Here is a 17,989-nt window from a genome sequence, read left to right as displayed (position 1 = left end):
CGCGGGACGGGCGGGGCCGCCCACCGGATCCGAGCCTACGCCGGGCCGTGGCGACGGGCCCCGCGGGCGCTCCATGGCGGCCGGTCGGGCGTCCGGTTTTCCCGGCGCCGTCCCCAGCCTGTGGACGACGCCGGGCCCGGTCCGCAGCAGCGTGCGGTACCGGGCCCGGCGTCGACGGGCGGAGCGTCAGCCGGACAGGCGCACCGGCATGATCAGGTACTTGTAGGCCTCGTCGGCCTCCGCGTCGACCGCCGGGCGGCCGCTGAGCAGCGCGGGCTTGGTGGAGGTGGTGAAGCTGAGCTGGGCCACCGGGGACGCGATCGCGCTGAGGCCGTCCAGCAGGAAGGTCGGGTTGAAGGCGATCGAGATGTCGTCGCCGTCCAGCTGGGCGTCGACCCTTTCCACAGCCTGTGCGTCGTCGGAGGACCCGGCCTCCAGGATCAGCACGCCCTGCTCGAAGCTCAGGCGGACCGGGGTGTTGCGCTCGGCCACCAGGGCCACGCGCTTGACGGCCTCGACGAAGGGCGCGGTCTCGATCACTGCGACGGAGTTGAACTCGGTCGGGAAGAGCGTCCGGTACTTGGGCAGGTCGCCCTCGAGGAGCCGGGTCGTGGTGCGGCGGCCGGCGCCCTCGAAACCGATCAGGCCTTCGCCCGCACCGGAGCCGGAAAGCGCCAGAGTGACGGTGTCACCGCTGGTCAGCGAGTTGGCAATCTCCTGGAGCGTCTTGGCGGGCACCAGGGCCACGGCCGACGCGTCCGGGTTCTCCGGCTTCCACAGGAACTCGCGGACCGCGAAGCGGTAGCGGTCGGTGGAGGCCAGGGTGACGCGGTCGCCCTCGATCTCGATGCGGACACCGGTCAGCACCGGCAGCGTGTCGTCGCGGCCCGCGGCCGTGGCGACCTGCTTGGCGGCGGCGGCGAAGACCTCGCCGGGCACGGTGCCGGTCGCGGTCGGCATCTGCGGCAGTGCCGGGTACTCCTCCACAGGCAGGGTGTGGAGTGTGAACCGCGAGGAGCCGCAGACCACGGTCGCCCGTACACCGTCTGTGGAAATCTCCACCGGGCGGTTGGGGAGGGCGCGGCAGATGTCGGCGAGCAGGCGGCCGGAGACCAGGACGGTGCCGTCCTCCTCCACGTCCGCCTCGACCGAGACCCGGGCCGAGACCTCGTAGTCGAAGCCGGAGAGGCTCAGGGTGCCTTCTTCGGCCTTGAGCAGCAGGCCCGCGAGGACGGGCACCGGCGGCCGGGCCGGGAGGCTGCGGGCCGCCCAGGCCACCGCCTCCGCGAGTACGTCGCGCTCCACCCGGATCTTCACCGGAACCGCCTCCTGCTGTTGCTCGCTCGTCTGCCGGCCTTCGTCGTCGGCTCGTCGATGCCTCGACCGATGCCGGGGACCAGTCTGACGTACGGCGCCGACACTCGGTGCGGCCGGCGGTCAAGTCGGGAGCGAGGCGTCGGGACGGGCGACCGACGAGTTGTGCACAGGACCTGCTTGAAAACCGAAACCGGGCTAACTCTCTATGGGGGTAGTAGTAGGGCCTGTGGAAACGGTGGATAAGCCCGTCTGTGCAGGTCAGAGTGCGTTTTTTATCCACCGGCCCTGTGGGCGACACCGGTGGAAAACCCGGTGTCCCTGTGGAGAACGAAAAGTTCTGCACAGGCTGTCCCCAGGTACCCCCTGTTACTCCACAGGTGTGTCCCCAGCTTTCCCCCGGTACTCCACAAGCCAAACGTCTACATCCGTGTGACGGCTTTCACTCCGGGCGGTGAGAAGGGGTGGCGGGTTGCCGAACAGTGGACAAGGGTGTGGAGAACCCTGCAGAACCTGTGCACAGCATGGGGGAACCTGTGGGGTGGCGGTGGACAACGGCGTGGACAGACCTGTGGACGAGATTTTCGTCCACAGCCTGTGGATGACGCTTGCGCACAAATCCACAGGGATCTGACCAGGGCTGATGGATCCTCAAGGGCCAGCCCTGTGGACAGATTGTGGGTGACGCGGGCGGTCCCCAGGCTGTGGACGGAAGAAAGTCGCCGAATCTGTGGATGAGTTGCCCCGCGGGGGGCGTATTCGAACAGGTCAGGGGCGCACGCACGAAGAAGGGCGCCCCCGTTGTGGACCGGGAGCGCCCTCTGAATGCGTTTGAAGGGGGCTGTCAGGCGTTCTTGATGCGGTTGGTGAGCTCGGTGACCTGGTTGTAGATGGAGCGCCGCTCGGCCATCAGAGCGCGGATCTTGCGGTCCGCGTGCATGACCGTGGTGTGGTCGCGCCCGCCGAACTGCGCCCCGATCTTGGGCAGCGACAGGTCGGTGAGCTCCCGGCACAGGTACATGGCGATCTGCCGGGCGGTGACCAGGACCCGGCTGCGCGAGGAGCCGCACAGGTCGTCCACGGTCAGGCCGAAGTAGTCCGCGGTGGCCGCCATGATGTCGGTGGCCGTGATCTCCGGCGCGCTGTCCTCGCCGCCGGGGATCAGGTTCTTGAGGACGTCCTCGGTGAGGCCCAGGTCGACGGGCTGGCGGTTGAGGCTCGCGAAGGCCGTGACCCGGATCAGCGCCCCCTCCAGCTCGCGGATGTTGCGCGAGATCCGGGAGGCGATGAACTCCAGTACCTCCGGCGGGGCGTTGAGCTGCTCCTGGACCGCCTTCTTGCGCAGGATCGCGATGCGGGTCTCCAGCTCGGGGGGCTGGACGTCCGTGATCAGGCCCCACTCGAAGCGGTTGCGGAGCCGGTCCTCGAGGGTGACGAGCTGCTTGGGCGGCCGGTCGGAGGACAGGACGATCTGCTTGTTGGCGTTGTGGAGCGTGTTGAAGGTGTGGAAGAACTCCTCCTGCGTCGACTCCTTGCTCGCGAGGAACTGGATGTCGTCGACGAGCAGGATGTCCATCTCGCGGTAGCGCTTGCGGAACGCGTCGCCCTTGCCGTCGCGGATCGAGTTGATGAACTCGTTCGTGAACTCCTCGGAGCTCACGTACCGCACGCGGGTGCCGGGGTAGAGGCTGCGCGCGTAGTGCCCGATGGCGTGCAGCAGGTGCGTCTTGCCGAGGCCCGACTCCCCGTAGATGAAGAGGGGGTTGTAGGCCTTCGCCGGCGCTTCGGCCACGGCCACCGCGGCGGCGTGCGCGAAGCGGTTGGACGCGCCGATGACGAAGGTGTCGAAGAGGTACTTGGGGTTCAGCCGGGCGGTCGGCTCCAGCGGGCCCGAGGTGGAGCCGCCGGACGGCGCGGGCGGAGCTGCGGGCCGTCCGGGAGCCTGGCGGGGCGCCGGCTGGTCGTAGGACTGCTGCTCGTACTGATGGGACTGATGGGGCTGGTGCGACTGCTGCTGCTCGTACGGCGACTGCTCGTACTTCTGCTGGTCGAAGGAGCCCTGGTCGTACTGCTGCTGGTCGTAGCCCGAGGGCTCGGACTGCTGGAGGTAGCCAGGCTGGGGAGAGGCGTAGGGGTCGCGCTCGGGGAAGCCGCCCAGGCGCGGCTGCTGCCAGCCGTAGTCGTCCTGCTGGCCGCCGCGGGGCCACGCACCGGGCTCGGAGCGCGGCTGCTGGTAGTCCGGGTAGGCCGGGCGGGCCGTGGGGAGCTGGTCGTCCGAGGGGCCGCCGCCGCCCGGGCGCTGGCCGCCGTACGGCTCGTAGCCGCCGGGCTGCTGCACGGGCGGGGCGGCGGGCTCGCCGGCGGAGTCGTCCACGGTGATGGCGATCCGGATGGGGCGGCCGCACTCGCGGCTGAGCACGTCGCTGATCAGCGGCGCGAGGCGGCCTTCGAGGACGCGCTTGCCCCATTCGTTGGGGACGGCCAGGAGGGCGGTGTCGGCGACGAGTGCCAGGGGCTGGCACCGCTCGACCCACTGCTTGTCCTTGGGCTCGATGCCCGGCTGTCCCTCCCCGAGGAGCTTTTCGAGCACCCTTGGCCACACTGCGGCAAGATCGGCAGGTACGTCAGCCACAGAGCACGCTCTCTCACAGGGGTCCCACGAATGTGTGGTTCTTTGGGACGGTCGGGACAAAAAATCCGGGGTCAGGCAACGGTAGTCAGGCCGGAGGCTGCGGTTCAAGTCGTTGTCCACAGCCTGTGCACAGTGTGCGGCCGGGCGGGCTCGGTTTGACCGGATGGCGTAGCCGCGCGTACCGTAACGAGGTCGAGTTGTCGATGGCTGCTGCCGCCTGCCTACCGATGGGCGAAGGTCACTGATAGTGATCATTTAGCGGTGCCACTCGGGCGAACACGCGAGTTTCCTCGTGGGCGCACGGTGACAGCCAGGCGATGTCCCGCCACAACGATTCATTCTCTGGAGCCCCCGAGTGAGCAAGCGCACCTTCCAGCCGAACAACCGCCGTCGTGCCAAGACCCACGGCTTCCGCCTGCGGATGCGTACCCGCGCCGGTCGCGCGATCCTCGCGAACCGCCGTTCCAAGGGCCGCGCCGCCCTTTCCGCGTAACAACACGCAGGTCGTGACGTCGTGCTGTCTCCCGAGAATCGGCTGAGGCGGCGCGAGGACTTCGCGAGCGCGGTACGCCGAGGACGCCGGGCCGGTCGCCCACTCCTCGTCGTCCACCTACGTACAAGCGGTGCAACGGACCCGCACGAGTCGGGGGAGATCGATCCCTCGTCGCGTGCGGGTTTCGTCGTCAGCAAGGCCGTCGGCAACGCCGTCGTACGGAACCGGGTCAAGCGCCGCCTTCGCCATCTGGTCCGCGAGCGGCTCTCACAGCTGCCCGCCGGTAGCCTGGTGGTGGTACGAGCGTTGCCCGGAGCGGGCGATGCCGGCCCCGACGAACTGGCCCGGGACCTGGATGCCGCTCTGGTGCGGCTCCTGGGAGGCCTGGCTCGATGAAGTACCCGCTGCTCGCTTTGATCAAGCTGTACCAGTGGACGATCAGTCCGCTGCTCGGGCCGGTGTGCCGGTATTACCCGTCGTGTTCGCACTACGGGTACACGGCCATCGACCGGCATGGTGCGGTGAAGGGGACAGCGCTGACCGCCTGGCGGATCCTGCGGTGCAATCCGTGGTCCCCGGGTGGTGTGGACCATGTCCCACCCCGTAAACGCCCGCGTTGGCACGAGCAGCTGCGCAGTGCGTTGCGTAGATCTCGCAATGCTCAAGGAGCCTGATTAGTGGACACGATTGCCAGTCTGTTCAGCTTTATCACTTACCCCGTCTCGTGGATCATCGTCCAGTTCCACTCGATGTACGGGGCGATCTTCGGTGAGTCCAGTGGGTGGGCCTGGGGCCTGTCCATCGTGTCCCTGGTGATCTTGATCCGTATCTGCCTGATCCCGCTCTTCGTGAAGCAGATCAAGGCCACGCGTGGCATGCAGGCGCTCCAGCCGAAGATGAAGGCGATCCAGGAGCGCTACAAGAACGACAAGCAGCGTCAGTCCGAAGAGATGATGAAGCTGTACAAGGAGACGGGTACCAACCCGCTCTCCTCGTGCCTGCCCATCCTGGCGCAGTCCCCGTTCTTCTTCGCGCTCTACCACGTGCTGTCGAACATCGCCGATGGCAAGGCAGTCGGCGCGATGGACCAGCAGCTGGTCGACAGTGCCCGTGCGGCCAAGATCTTCGGTGCGCCGATCGCCGCGAAGTTCATGGACAGCCCGGAGAAGGTCGCGGCCCTGGGGGCCACGCTGACGGACGTCCGGATCGTGACCGCGGTCATGATCATCATGATGTCGCTGTCGCAGTTCTACACCCAGCGTCAGCTGATGCAGAAGAACGTCGACCTCTCGGTCAAGACGCCCTTCATGCAGCAGCAGAAGATGCTGATGTACATCTTCCCGGTGATCTTCGCGGTCATGGGTATCAACTTCCCCGTCGGTGTCCTCGTCTACTGGCTGACCACCAACGTCTGGACCATGGGTCAGCAGATGTACGTGATCAACCAGAACCCGACGCCGGGCAGCAAGGCGCAGGACCAGTACCTGACGCGGCTGCTCAAGCACGCCACCTCGCACGGTGAGGTCAAGGGCCGGGGCAAGAAGAAGATCGTCGCTGCCATCGTGGCCAAGGGTCCGGACCGCAACGACATCGAGCGGAAGTTCATCACGGCTCTGTCGAAGCAGGGCCTGGCCGCTCAGGCGGACGGTTCCGTGATCAAGAGTTCCGAGACCACGGCGGACTCGGATGCGGCCAGCGGCGGTGCCGCGAAGCGACAGCAGCCGAAGCGACAGACGAAGTCGCAGCGCCAGACGCCCAGCAAGCCCTCTCCCAAGAAGTAAGAAGGAGTCCCTCCCGTGACGGAAGGCACCACCACCGCCGCCGCTGAGAGTGGCGACACCCTGACCCGCCTCGAGCAGGAGGGTGAGATCGCGGCCGACTACCTCGAGGGTCTGCTGGACATCGCAGACCTTGACGGTGACATCGACATGGACGTCGAGGCCGACCGTGCCGCGGTGTCGATCGTCAGTGACTCCGCCAGCCGCGACCTGCAGAAGCTCGTGGGCCGCGACGGTGAGGTCCTGGAGGCCCTGCAGGAGCTGACCCGCCTGGCCGTTCACCGCGAGACCGGGGACCGCAGCCGACTGATGCTCGACATCGCCGGGTTCCGGGCGAAGAAGCGTGAGGAGCTCGCGGCCCTGGGCGCGAAGGCGGCGGCGGACGTGAAGGCGTCGGGTGAGCCGCTGAAGCTGGCTCCGATGACCCCGTTCGAGCGGAAGGTCGTCCACGACGCCGTGGCGGCCGCCGGCCTGCGGAGCGAGTCCGAGGGCGAGGAGCCGCAGCGCTTCGTCGTTGTGCTCCCGGCCTGATCGCCGGCATGAGTGTTCGGCCCCGTCTGTGTCGCAGGCGGGGCCGATGTTTGTCAGCCTGGCATGTGAACGAGGCGGCATCTTGAATACGTGGTACTCAGGACCACGAGGTAGGAAGGACGGTCCCCGTGACGGAGGCAGCTGAGCTTCCCGAGGCGCCCGAAGAGGCGCGCGCGGTGTTCGGTGAGTTTTTCCCGGAAGCTGTGCGGTATGCGGAGCTGCTCGCGGACGCGGGAGTCAAGCGCGGCCTGATCGGCCCGCGTGAGGTGCCGCGGCTGTGGGAGCGGCACCTGCTGAACTGCGCAGTGCTGTCGGAGGTGGTGCCCCAGGGCGTCACCGTGTGCGACGTGGGCTCCGGTGCGGGCCTGCCCGGCATTCCGCTGGCGCTGGTGCGTCGTGATCTCAAGATCACACTGCTTGAACCGCTCTTGCGGCGGACGACCTTCCTCCAGGAGGCCGTGGAGCTGCTGGGGCTCGACCACGTCACGGTGGTGCGCGGGCGGGCCGAGGAGGTCCTCGGCAAGCTCCAGCCGGTGCATGTCGTGACGGCGCGCGCAGTGGCTCCGTTGGACCGGCTGGCCGGCTGGGGCGTTCCCCTGCTGCGTCCGTACGGGGAGATGCTGGCGCTCAAGGGCGACACCGCCGAGGAGGAGCTGGTGTCGGCCAAGACGGCGCTGACGAAGCTCGGTGTGGTGAAGACCTCGGTGCTGCAGGTGGGCGAGGGCCTGGTGGACCCGCTGTCGACGGTGGTCCGAGTCGAGGTCGGAGAAAGCCCCGGTGGGGTGAGGTTCGCGGCCAAGCGGGCCAAGGCTGCCCGGGTCGGCCGGTCTCGTCGGCGTCGTTGATTTTCTGGCCGATGGGGGCCCATGCGGAGATTTCGTCTGTGTTGGGCCCTATAGGTATGCATTTCGGAGTGTCGTAGAGGCCTGAAGACTCCGTCCGGGCATCGTGTTTCACGTGAAACGTCGCTCTCTGCTGCACGGAATCATCAGCCGCGGTCGTGTGGCTGCGTCCCCCCTCCAGCGCAAGGACGCAAGGGGGACGGAGTTGTCCACATCGGTGGATTCATCCACAGGAGTAAGGGCCCCGCTGGTTCGCGACCCCGGTGACATGGCAGGCTCTGTTCATCGCGAGCCTGATGTCGAGGAGAGTGACACCGTGCGGTCCGACGCCAACCTCGCGGGGCCGATGGCCGACCCGGTCCCCGGTCCCCGCTCAGAACCGGTGGGTGAGGATGTTTCACGTGAAACATCGCCCCCGCCCCTTGTAGACAACGAGACCCCCATCGGTCGAGCCGCCCAGCTGGCGGTCGAGGCCATGGGGCGCTCCGGTGCGGCCATGCCGCGCCCGGATCAGACCCGCGTCATCGTGGTCGCCAACCAGAAGGGCGGCGTGGGCAAGACCACGACGACCGTTAATCTGGCGGCCTCGCTGGCTCTGAACGGGGCGCGGGTTCTCGTGGTCGACCTCGACCCGCAGGGGAACGCGTCCACCGCTCTGGGAATCGACCACCACGCCGACGTGCCGTCCATCTACCACGTGCTCGTGGACAGCCGGCCTCTCCTGGAGGTCGTCCAGCCGGTCGTGGACGTCGAGGGGCTCTTCTGCGCTCCCGCCACGATCGATCTGGCAGGCGCCGAGATCGAGCTGGTGTCGTTGGTGGCGAGGGAAAGCCGGCTCCAGCGGGCTATCCAGGCGTACGACCAGCCTCTCGACTACATCCTGATCGACTGCCCGCCCTCCCTCGGACTGCTGACGGTGAACGCCCTGGTGGCGGGTGCCGAGGTGCTGATCCCCATCCAGTGCGAGTACTACGCGCTGGAGGGCCTGGGCCAGCTCCTGCGCAACGTTGATCTGGTGCGGGCTCACCTGAATCCGACCCTGCATGTGTCGACGATCCTGCTGACGATGTACGACGGCAGGACCCGGCTGGCATCGCAGGTGGCGGAGGAGGTGCGCAGCCACTTCGGCAAGGAGGTGCTGCGGACGAGCATCCCCCGGTCGGTGCGCATTTCCGAGGCGCCGAGCTATGGGCAGACGGTGCTCACGTATGACCCGGGTTCCAGCGGTTCGCTCTCCTATCTGGAGGCGGCGCGAGAGATCGCGTATCGCGGGGTCGGTATGCAGTACGAGTCCCAGCACGCCCATCCGGGCGCGGGAATGAACAGCACGCAGAGTGTGTCGGAGGGGATCCAGTGAGTGAGCGACGTAGAGGGCTGGGACGGGGGCTCGCTGCACTGATCCCGCAGGCTCCGCAGGAGAAGACGCTGCCGACGAGCAGTGCCGGTTCCGCCTCGCCGACGGCGGTACCGGAGCTGACGTCCGAGCGCGGGATTGCGGCGGCGAAGCTCGCGGCGCTGGCGCAGGCCGATGTTTCACGTGAAACATCGCTGGCGGTCGTCCCGGTGGACGAGCCGACGGCGGCGGCTGAGCTGAAGCCGGAGCCTGAGGCGAACGTGGTGGCGGGAGCGATGTTCGCGGAGCTTCCGATGGACACGATCACGCCGAACCCGCGGCAGCCGCGCGAGGTGTTCGACGAGGACGCTCTCGCCGAGCTGGTTACCTCCATCCAGGAGGTGGGTCTGCTCCAGCCGGTGGTGGTGCGCCAGTCGGCACCCGGCCGCTATGAGCTGATCATGGGTGAGCGGCGCTGGCGTGCCTGCCGGGAAGCCGGGCTGGATGCCATTCCGGCGATCATCCGTGCGACGGATGACGAGAAGCTCCTGCTGGACGCGCTGCTGGAGAACCTGCACCGGGCACAGCTCAACCCGCTGGAAGAGGCAGCGGCCTACGACCAGCTGCTCCAGGACTTCAACTGCACGCATGACCAGCTGGCTGACCGGATCGGTCGTTCCCGCCCCCAGGTGTCGAACACCCTGCGCCTGCTGAAGCTGTCGCCGCCGGTGCAGCGCCGGGTGGCCGCCGGGGTGCTGTCCGCGGGGCACGCCCGGGCGCTGCTCTCTGTGGAGGACTCCGCTGAGCAGGACCGGCTGGCCCATCGCATCGTGGCCGAGGGCCTGTCGGTGCGTGCGGTGGAGGAGATCGTGACGCTGATGGCCTCGGAGCCGTCGAGTGCGGTCAAGCCGAAGGGTCCGCGTGCCGGAGCCCGGGTGTCGCCGGCGCTCAGCGAGCTGGCGACGCGGCTGTCGGACCGGTTCGAGACCCGGGTGAAGGTGGATCTGGGCCAGAAGAAGGGGAAGATCACCGTCGAGTTCGCCTCGATGGAGGATCTGGAGCGGATTCTGGGGACGTTGGCGCCGGGCGAGGGCCGGGTGCTGGATCAGGGTCTCGCCGAGAAGTGATCTCCCGGTTGGCCGAGGGGCGGATCGTGTCGGTGTGAACCGGTGGTCCGCCCCTTCGCTTTGCTGTCGAAGAACGATGGACCAGTGGATACGATGCCGTCATGGGTCGTCGGCTGGTACCGCTCACGCTGGACAACCTCCAGGATCTGCCCCGACGTTGCCGGTCCTGCGTCTTCTGGGAACTGGATCCGGTCAGCGGTGAGGCCGCCGTGAAGGCGGGCACTTCGGCGACGGAGAAGGAGTCGTGGATCTCCGCTGTCCTGCTGGAGTGGGGGTCCTGCGGCCGCGTGGTCTATGTGGACGACGTTCCGGTGGGTTTCGTTCTGTACGCACCGCCGGCCTACGTACCTCGATCCACTGCCTTCCCGACGAGTCCGGTCTCGCCCGACGCCGTCCAGTTGATCACCGCGTGGATCATGCCCGGATACCAGGGGCAGGGGCTGGGCCGGGTCATGGTGCAGACAGTGGCCAAGGACCTCCTGCGCAGGGGGTTCCGGGCGATCGAGGCGTTCGGGGACGCACGGTGGGAGGGGCCGGCCTGCCTGCTGCCCGCGGACCATCTCCTGGCGGTGGGCTTCAAGACCGTACGTCCACATCCGGCCCATCCCCGGCTGCGACTGGAACTGCGCTCCACGCTGTCTTGGAAGGAAGACGTCGAGCTGGCACTGGACCGGCTGCTGGGCGCGGCGCGCAAAGAGCCGGCCCTGCGACCGCTCTGAGCGCCGAACGGAAAACGGGCCCGCCCCCTCCAAGGGGCGGGCCCGTTTCACGTGAAACAACGGCCGCCGTCAGGCGGTCTTGACCTCGACGAAGTCAGAGAGGTCGCGGAGGATGGCAGCCTTCGGCTTCGCACCGACGATCGTCTTGGCGACCTCGCCGCCCTGGTAGACGTTCAGCGTCGGGATGGACATGACGCCGTACTTGGCGGCGGTGGCCGGGTTCTCGTCGATGTTCAGCTTGACGATCTCGATCTGGTCGCCGTACTCGGCGGCGATGGCCTCGAGGGACGGCGCGATCTGGCGGCACGGTCCGCACCAGGCGGCCCAGAAATCCACCAGTACGGGCTTGTCGCTCCTGAGGACCTCGGCGTCGAAGTCTTCGTCGGTCACGTTCTTGAGGGTGCCGGCCACAGCGGCCTCCTTGTTCTTCCTGCGGGGTGGGGTGTGGGGCGTGCGATGTCAGACCGTTCAGACCGCCGCGTGGGCCGCCTTCTCGGCGTCCGCGAGGGCGGCGAGGAAGCGCTCGGCGTCAAGGGCGGCCGAGCAGCCGGTGCCGGCGGCGGTGATGGCCTGACGGTAGGTGTGGTCCACGACGTCGCCGGCACCGAAGACACCGGTGACGCTGGTCCGGGTCGAGGGAGCGTCGACCTTGAGGTAGCCCTCCTCGTCGAGGTCCAACTGGTCCTTGAACAGCTCGGTGCGCGGGTCGTGGCCGACGGCGATGAAGAGGCCGGTCACGGGCAGCTCGGAGGTCTCACCAGTCTTGGTGTTGCGCAGGGTGAGGCCGGAGAGCTTCTGCTCACCGTGGATCTCGGCGACCTCGCTGTCCCAGGCGAACTTGATCTTCGGGTCGGCGAAGGCGCGGTCCTGCATGGCCTTCGAAGCACGCAGGCTGTCACGGCGGTGGACGATCGTGACGGACTTGGCGAACCGGGAGAGGAAGGTGGCCTCCTCGATCGCGGTGTCGCCGCCGCCGACGACGGCGATGTCGTGGTCCTTGAAGAAGAACCCGTCGCAGGTGGCGCACCAGGAGACGCCGCGGCCGGAGAGTGCGTCCTCGTTGGGCAGGCCGAGCTTGCGGTGCTGCGAGCCCGTGGTCACGATGACGGCCTTGGCGCGGTGCACGGTGCCGGCGGTGTCGGTCACGGTCTTGATCTCACCGGTGAGGTCCACGGAGACGATGTCGTCCGGAACCAGCTCGGCGCCGAAACGCTCGGCCTGGGCACGCATGTTGTCCATGAGGTCCGGGCCCATGATGCCGTCCTGGAAGCCCGGGAAGTTCTCCACGTCGGTGGTGTTCATCAGGGCGCCACCGGCAGTGACGGCGCCTTCGAAGACCAGCGGCTTGAGCGAAGCGCGTGCGGTGTACAGGGCGGCGGTGTAACCGGCCGGCCCGGAGCCGATGATGATCACGTTTCGAACGTCGCTCACGGGTTTCTTCCTCGTCTCTGCGGACTGCGTGCTGCCTACCGGGGGCCGGTGCGGACTCTCACCCCACCCAACGGATCCTACGGCGCCCGCATTCCCCACCCGTCGCAGTGCCGACTTGAACGTGTCAGCTTCGGGGATAGCTGTTCTTCAGCAGGACCTTTCCCGCGGTGGCCGAGCCGGTGCTCTCGCACGTGGTGTCGACGAGGTAGGCGTCCACGCGTGAGGCGTCCTCGGGGTGCGGCAGGACGAGGAGGTAGACGGCGGAGCCCTGGTAGGTGCCCCGTTCGGCGGCGAGCGGAGCATCGGATCGGCCGGTCGCGTCCTGAACGCAGGAGGGGACCGCCGGCGCCGCCCGCTTGCCCTCGGGAGCGATACCGGGAGCGCTGGTGGTCTCGTCCACCCCCAAGGTGTTGTTCTGCTCGCCGGGGGCGGTCTTGGCAGCCGCTCCGGGAGAGACGAGCCGCTGGACGCTGTCCTGGAGGCCCTTCGCGGTGTAGGTGCCGCCGGCGGCCGCGCTGACGGGCGGGTGGGCGGCTGAGTCCGAAGCCGCGGTGTTGGGGTGCGGGGTTCCCGAGGAGTCGACGAAGAGGAAGAGGCCGAGAGCACAGACGGCTGCGCCGGCCAGGCCGCCGAGGACGGCGATCCGACGGCGTGCGCGGCGTCGCCCGGGACCGGTTGGGCCGCTCGGGTGACCGGCCGGCGAAGTTTCACGTGAAACGTCGCGGACCGTCGGGCGGGGGTGGGGCGCCGGTGCGGCCTGGTCCCGGGGCTGGGTCGCGTCGAGGAGGGCCTCGGCGGCGAGTGCCGCATCGATCCGCCCGGCGATGTCGCCGGGCATACGGGCAGGCCCGGGGAGGGTGCCGAGGAGGCTGCGGATCTCCTCCAGGGAGGATTGGACGTCGGCGCACAAGGCGCAGTCGTCGAGGTGACGGCGGATCTCCGCGGTTCGGGACGGGGAGAGTAGTCCTTCTGTCAGGTCGGAGATCTCCGAGACGTCCGGGTGCCGGATCGTGCCGGTCGTGCCGGGCGTGCCAGTCGCAGGGCTCACGGTCGTCCACCTCCGCCCTTCACAGCATCTGGGTCTGGTTGCCTGGGTCCTGCCGCTGGTGGGACGGGCGTGCCCGGCGTCCGGTTCCTTCCCCGCTCGGCGGTGGTGTTATCCCCGGCATTCGTGCGCAGATGAGTGAGGAGCGGCAGGAGTTTCGCCCGGCCGCGGGCGCACCGGCTCTTCACCGTGCCGGTGGGCACGTCGAGGATGTCGGCGGCTTCGGCGACGGGGTATCCCTGCATGTCGACGAGGACGAGCGCGGCCCGCTGCTCGTCCGGGAGGGTCCTGAGAGCGGCCAGGAGCTGGCGGTGGAGGTCCTGGCGTTCCGCGGGCGCCTCGGCGGACTCGTGGGGCTCCAGAAGGCGCTCCAGGCGCTCCGTGTCGTCCAGGGGCGCCGTCCTGCGCGAGGCGGCCTTGCGGGCGCGGTCGAGGCAGGCGTTGACGGTGATCCGGTGCAGCCAGGTGGTGACGGCGGATTCCCCGCGGAAGGTGTGGGCGGCCCGGTAGGCGGAGACCAGGGCGTCCTGCACGGCGTCCGCGGCCTCCTCCCGGTCCGCTAGCGTCCGCAGCGCCACGGCCCACAACCGGTCCCGATGCCGCCGCACGAGCTCCCCGAAGGCATCGGGATCACCGGCCACGTGCAGCGCCAGAAGCTCCTGGTCGCCGCGCGCGCCGGGTGTCGTGTCGTTCAACGGTGAGCCCCTCCCGGTTGTGCGGTCAGCCCGAGAACTTCACGTCCGTGATCGCCTGTTTGTAGCCGGAACCGCTGAAGTCGTCGGCCGGTGCTTGCGGCATGGCGGTGATCCACACGAGCACGTACCGCGTCTTGACCGGTTTCTCGGCGGTCAGCTGGAGGCTGGTCTCCGAGGTGGTGGTTCCTGCGATCTTCACCATGGAGTCGACGGAGCCCTTGGGGGACTTGGCGTCGGTGGCGTACAGCGTGAGGGTGGTGTGCGGGCCGCCGTACTTCAGTCCTATCGAGGCTGCGCTGACCTCCTGCTCGGACCCGAGGTCGTAGACGATGCCGAGGCCGTCCTTGATCTTCACTTCGGGCCCGTCGATGTAGCTCTTGGTCCGCCAGTAGGAGGCGGGGTCCTCGTCGTACGTCTTCGCGACGTCCTCGGCGTTCTGCGGCTTGCCGTCCGGGGCGTACTCCAGGGCACCCGTGACCGGGAGAGGGGTCGGCTCCTTCTTCTCCCCGTTGTCGTCGGTGCCGGGCTTGGTGTTGTTGCTGGTGCCGCTGTTGCCCTTCTGGGTTCCGCGTTCCAGGAGGGTGTCGGCCAGCTGCCAGCTGCCGAGGCCGAGCGCGGCGATGAGCAGGGCGGCGACACCCCACTTGAGCGCGCGGCCGGTGCGGCTCTGCAGGGGCGGCGGCGGAGGGGCGACGGGCAGGCTCTGGACGGTGGTCACACCGGGAGGCGTGCTGCGGCCGTAGCTGCCCTGCTGGTAGGTGGTGTGCTGATACTCCGGCGGAGCCGTGAAGGCGGGCTCCGGCGGCCGGATGCGGGGCATCGCGGCCACGGCCTTGGACAGCTCCTCCGGGGTGGTGCAGGCCGGTTCCTGACGGGAGGCGGTGGCCCCGTCGTTGGCGAGCGCACGCATGGCGAGCTCCCCCAGGCCCCGGTGGACGCCGGCCCGGACCTGGTCGGGGGCGATCAGGCCGACCCCCTTGGGCAGGCCGGCGAGACCGTACGCGTCGCTCTCGTACGGCCAGCGCTGCGTCAGGGCGGCGTACAGCAGGGCGCCGATGGCTTCGGTGTCGGCGCGCTGCGGGGTCTCGCTCGTGATGCCTCGCAGTGCGGCGTTCACTGCGAGGCCGCGGATGCGCCACTGGCCCGTGGACGTGCGCAGTATCGCGCTGGGCGTAAGTCGCAGGTGAGCGAGCCCCTCGCGGTGTGCGGCGGCCATCGCCTGGGAGACCTGGCTGACGAGCTGGTACGCCTCATGGGCCTCCAGCGGGCCCACAGCGAGCAAGGCGGTGAGTTCGGTGGCGTCGGGCAGCCACTCATGGACGACGTAGACGAGGTCGTTCTCCTCCACGGCATCGAGCACCTGGACGAACCGCGGGTCGCCGAGGAGGGCGGACGAGCGGGCGGCGGCCAGGACGGAGCGCGCCCGTGAGTGGTCGGCGGGCATCAGGTGCACGCCCACGGCACGGCGCAGCTTCTCGTCCATCGCGCGCCAACTGCTGAATCCGTCCACACGGGTGACGCACTCTTCCAGCCGATAGCGTCTGGCGAGCTTGTGACCGCTGTGGAGTTCGGGTGCGGCCGTGGAGGCCGTGTGCGTGCGTTCGCCGTCCTTTTCGGGCATGGGTCCGTCCGCGGCTCGTCCGTTCTGGGTGTCCACCCCGTCGGACGTGGCCCTTGCCGCCTGAGCGGCAGACGGCTCGTCGCCGTCGTTGTCGGCCACGTCGACGGCAGCCGTGCTACGTTCCGCCACCGTCGTTCCTGCCTCCCCATCCGTTGCGCGCTGTAGGCCAGTCTGCGAAGCCATGCCAATTGTGCCCACAGTCCGACGCTATGCACGACACACGAAAGGGGGCGACGGTTGTGCGCATCAGCGCCCCAAACGTCCTCGGACCATCCCGACCATCGCGTTGAGCTCTTCGATCCGCATCCGCTTGGCGGCGATGAGGAACACCGCTGCGAGGGCGATGCCGCCGGCGATCAGGGCGGTGGCGGAACCGAGGACTCCGCTGCCAAGCCACTGAGTGACTCCGAACGCGGCCACACCGGCCACGGCGGCGGCCGGGACGCAGGCCCCGGTGAGGCGGGCGTAGGTGCGCATCACGTGGGCGCCGTCGAGGTCGCCACCGAGCCGGGTGCGCAGGCGGCGCCAGGCCACGCCGACGCCCACGGCGTAGCCGAGACCGTAGGAGGCCGCCATGCCGACGACCGCCCAGCGGGCGGGGAGTACGAAGAAGGAGATCGCCGAGCCCGCCGCGTTGACGGCGGCGACGATGACGGTGTTGTAGAAGGGCGTGCGGGTGTCCTCGTACGCGTAGAAGCCGCGCAGGACGACGTACTGGACGGAGTACGGGATCAGCCCGAGGCCGAAGGCCATCAGGACGTAGCCGATGTTCTGGGCGCCGGAGCCGGAGCCCGCGTAGAGCAGGGTGGCCATCGGGACGCCGAGCGCGAGGAACGCGAAGGCGCAGGGCACGATCGCGACGGCCGACGTGCGCAGGCCGTACGAGATGTCGTCGCGGACCGCGGCGGCGTCCCCGTCGTGGGCGGAGCGGGAGATGCGGGGCAGGACGGCGGTCATGACGGAGACGGTGATGATCGCCTGCGGCATCTGCCACAGCAGCAGCGCGTAGTTGTAGGCGGTGATGCCGGTGCCGGGGTGGCCCTGCTTCTCGGCGACCGAACCGGCCCAGGTGGCGAGCTGGGTGACGATGACGAGGCCGACCTGGTTGGCGAGGACGAAGAAGAACGTCCACTTGGCCAGGCGGGCCGCCTTGCCGAGGCCGTGGCCCTTCCAGTCGAAGCGCAGGCGCGGCTTGAAGCCGGCGTCGCGCAGGTACGGCAGCATCGCGAGGGCCTGGACGGTCAGGCCGAGCAGGGTGCCCAGACCCAGCAGGCGGACGCCTTCCGGGGTGACGGTGGTGGCGTTGACCCCGGAGGTGGTGAAGCCGCCGAACGCCCAGATGAAGGCGCCGAAGGTGGCGATGACCACGATGTTGTTGAGGACCGGGGTCCACATCATCGCGCCGAAGCGGCCGCGGGCGTTCAGGATCTGACCGAGCACCACGTGGACGCCCATGAAGAACATGGTGGGCAGGCAGTACCGCGCGAAGGCGACGGCCACGTCCATCTGCTGAGGGTCGGAGGCGATCTTCGGCGACATCATCGTGATGAACACCGGTGCGGCCAGGACGCAGATGGTGGTGATGCCGGCCAGCAGGACGACAACGAGGGTCAGCAGCCGGTTGGCGTACGCCTCGCCCCCGTCGTCGTCGTTCTTCATCGCCCGGACCAGCTGCGGGATGAAGACGGCGTTGAGGGCGCCACCGCCGACCAGCACGTAGATCATCGTGGGCAGCGTGTTGGCGATCTGGTACGTGTCGTTGAAGGTGCCGACGCCGATCGCCGCGGCGATGACGAGGGTTCTCAGGAAGCCGGTGATGCGGGAGACGATCGTTCCCGCGGCCATGAGCGCACTGGACTTGAGCAGGCTCGCGGCACGCCCGGCGGGCTTGGCCGGTGCCGGGACGGCGACGGGGGTGTCCTCGACGGGCGTGCGGGGGGCCGCCTCCTGGTCCCGGTAGAGGTGCGCGAAGGCGTCCGGCGCGGGCTGTTCCTCCGCGGCGCGCGTGACGAGGGAGTCCACGCCCACGAATTCGGTGGTGGTGGCGCGGTCGCCGTACGGCAGGTGTCGGGAGGGGCCGTCCGGCTCGGGCGGCGGGGTCTGGGCCCAGACGCGCGGGTCGGGGGAGTACATGGGCGCGGCCGGCGCCGCGTACAGCGGACCGGGCTCCTGGAAGGTACCGGGGGGCGGCGGCGGGTGCGCGGCACGGTCGTACAGGACCTCACCGACGGGGTCCTGGGCGGACAGGTCCTGGGACCGGTACGGGTCGTAGTCGTAGGCATCCTGGACATACGGGTCGTGGTCCGGCGCGGGCGCAGGCGCGGGAACCTGCCCGGGCACCGGGGTGCCGGGGGCAGTGCCCTGGGAGGGCGCAGGCCCGCCAGTGCCCTGCGCGCGGTCACCGTCGTACGGCGCGTTCATCGAAACC

The 17,989-nt window shown here is 69.0% G+C and carries 17 protein-coding genes; 9 read left to right on the top strand and 8 right to left on the bottom strand.

The annotated features are described in order from the left end of the window. Positions 1–186 precede the first annotated feature (186 nt). Positions 187–1,317: a DNA polymerase III subunit beta gene (gene dnaN, locus AB0F82_RS18585; protein WP_053611653.1), complete on the bottom strand. Its 1,131-nt coding sequence runs from the start codon at positions 1,315–1,317 to the stop codon at positions 187–189. Between the two features lie 841 nt (positions 1,318–2,158). After that, positions 2,159–4,201, bottom strand: coding sequence for a chromosomal replication initiator protein DnaA (gene dnaA, locus AB0F82_RS18580; RefSeq protein WP_436842107.1), 2,043 nt, complete (start codon positions 4,199–4,201; stop codon positions 2,159–2,161). A gap of 100 nt (positions 4,202–4,301) precedes the next feature. On the opposite strand from dnaA, the gene rpmH reads away from it, so the two are divergent. From rpmH to AB0F82_RS18535, 9 genes are all read left to right on the top strand, one after another. Then, positions 4,302–4,439, top strand: a complete 138-nt coding sequence (gene rpmH, locus AB0F82_RS18575) for a 50S ribosomal protein L34 (protein ID WP_018547628.1) — start codon at positions 4,302–4,304, stop codon at positions 4,437–4,439. Between the two features lie 21 nt (positions 4,440–4,460). After that, the gene (gene rnpA / locus AB0F82_RS18570) at positions 4,461–4,835 is read left to right on the top strand and encodes a ribonuclease P protein component (protein WP_356811278.1); all 375 of its coding nucleotides are present in this window, start codon (positions 4,461–4,463) and stop codon (positions 4,833–4,835) included. Next, positions 4,832–5,113, top strand: coding sequence for a membrane protein insertion efficiency factor YidD (gene yidD, locus AB0F82_RS18565; RefSeq protein ID WP_076043740.1), 282 nt, complete (start codon positions 4,832–4,834; stop codon positions 5,111–5,113). Before rnpA ends, yidD begins: the two co-directional genes overlap by 4 nt. 3 nt (positions 5,114–5,116) lie before the next feature. Beyond that, positions 5,117–6,220: a membrane protein insertase YidC gene (yidC, locus tag AB0F82_RS18560; RefSeq protein ID WP_356811279.1), complete on the top strand. Its 1,104-nt coding sequence runs from the start codon at positions 5,117–5,119 to the stop codon at positions 6,218–6,220. Positions 6,221–6,235: 15 nt separating this feature from the next. Further along, positions 6,236–6,748 (top strand): protein jag, encoded by a 513-nt coding sequence (locus AB0F82_RS18555; RefSeq protein WP_030025736.1) that lies wholly within the window; start codon positions 6,236–6,238, stop codon positions 6,746–6,748. A 128-nt stretch (positions 6,749–6,876) separates the two neighbouring features. Next, a complete protein-coding gene (gene rsmG, locus AB0F82_RS18550) occupies positions 6,877–7,593 on the top strand; it encodes a 16S rRNA (guanine(527)-N(7))-methyltransferase RsmG (protein ID WP_030817076.1) in 717 nt (238 codons plus the stop codon). Between the two features lie 265 nt (positions 7,594–7,858). Beyond that, positions 7,859–8,947, top strand: coding sequence for a ParA family protein (locus tag AB0F82_RS18545; protein ID WP_362628764.1), 1,089 nt, complete (start codon positions 7,859–7,861; stop codon positions 8,945–8,947). Continuing rightward, positions 8,944–10,050, top strand: coding sequence for a ParB/RepB/Spo0J family partition protein (locus AB0F82_RS18540; protein ID WP_362628761.1), 1,107 nt, complete (start codon positions 8,944–8,946; stop codon positions 10,048–10,050). Before AB0F82_RS18545 ends, AB0F82_RS18540 begins: the two co-directional genes overlap by 4 nt. Positions 10,051–10,151: 101 nt before the next feature. Next, positions 10,152–10,769, top strand: coding sequence for a GNAT family N-acetyltransferase (locus AB0F82_RS18535; protein ID WP_356811282.1), 618 nt, complete (start codon positions 10,152–10,154; stop codon positions 10,767–10,769). A gap of 69 nt (positions 10,770–10,838) precedes the next feature. Here AB0F82_RS18535 and trxA read toward each other — a convergent pair whose 3' ends face one another. From trxA to murJ, 6 genes are all read right to left on the bottom strand, one after another. After that, a complete protein-coding gene (gene trxA, locus AB0F82_RS18530; RefSeq protein WP_356811283.1) occupies positions 10,839–11,180 on the bottom strand; it encodes a thioredoxin in 342 nt (113 codons plus the stop codon). 57 nt (positions 11,181–11,237) lie between these two features. After that, on the bottom strand, positions 11,238–12,200 hold the full coding sequence (gene trxB / locus AB0F82_RS18525) for a thioredoxin-disulfide reductase (RefSeq protein ID WP_356811284.1): 963 nt from the start codon (positions 12,198–12,200) through the stop codon (positions 11,238–11,240). A 124-nt stretch (positions 12,201–12,324) separates the two neighbouring features. Further along, entirely contained in the window at positions 12,325–13,248 is a 924-nt protein-coding gene (locus AB0F82_RS18520; protein WP_362628756.1) for a hypothetical protein, read from the bottom strand. Next, a complete protein-coding gene (sigM, locus tag AB0F82_RS18515; RefSeq protein ID WP_362628753.1) occupies positions 13,245–13,940 on the bottom strand; it encodes an RNA polymerase sigma factor SigM in 696 nt (231 codons plus the stop codon). Before sigM ends, AB0F82_RS18520 begins: the two co-directional genes overlap by 4 nt. A 25-nt stretch (positions 13,941–13,965) precedes the next feature. Next, complete coding sequence (locus tag AB0F82_RS18510; protein WP_362628750.1) at positions 13,966–15,690, bottom strand: protein kinase family protein; 1,725 nt, start codon at positions 15,688–15,690, stop codon at positions 13,966–13,968. Between the two features lie 117 nt (positions 15,691–15,807). Continuing rightward, entirely contained in the window at positions 15,808–17,982 is a 2,175-nt protein-coding gene (gene murJ / locus AB0F82_RS18505) for a murein biosynthesis integral membrane protein MurJ (RefSeq protein WP_362628748.1), read from the bottom strand. Between the last annotated feature and the right edge of the window lie 7 nt (positions 17,983–17,989).

This window comes from Streptomyces virginiae (genome assembly GCF_040638905.1).
Taxonomy (GTDB): domain Bacteria; phylum Actinomycetota; class Actinomycetes; order Streptomycetales; family Streptomycetaceae; genus Streptomyces; species Streptomyces virginiae_B.
This window is presented reverse-complemented; position numbering and strand designations above follow the sequence as displayed.

Bases quoted from the DNA above. Each gene is read 5' to 3' on its own strand.
- murJ (WP_362628748.1), bottom strand. From the start codon at position 17,982: ATGAACGCGCCGTACGACGGTGACCGCGCGCAGGGCACTGGCGGGCCT.
- AB0F82_RS18545 (WP_362628764.1), top strand. From the start codon at position 7,859: ATGGCAGGCTCTGTTCATCGCGAGCCTGATGTCGAGGAGAGTGACACC.
- dnaA (WP_436842107.1), bottom strand. From the start codon at position 4,201: ATGATCACTATCAGTGACCTTCGCCCATCGGTAGGCAGGCGGCAGCAG.
- yidD (WP_076043740.1), top strand. From the start codon at position 4,832: ATGAAGTACCCGCTGCTCGCTTTGATCAAGCTGTACCAGTGGACGATC.
- AB0F82_RS18535 (WP_356811282.1), top strand. From the start codon at position 10,152: ATGGGTCGTCGGCTGGTACCGCTCACGCTGGACAACCTCCAGGATCTG.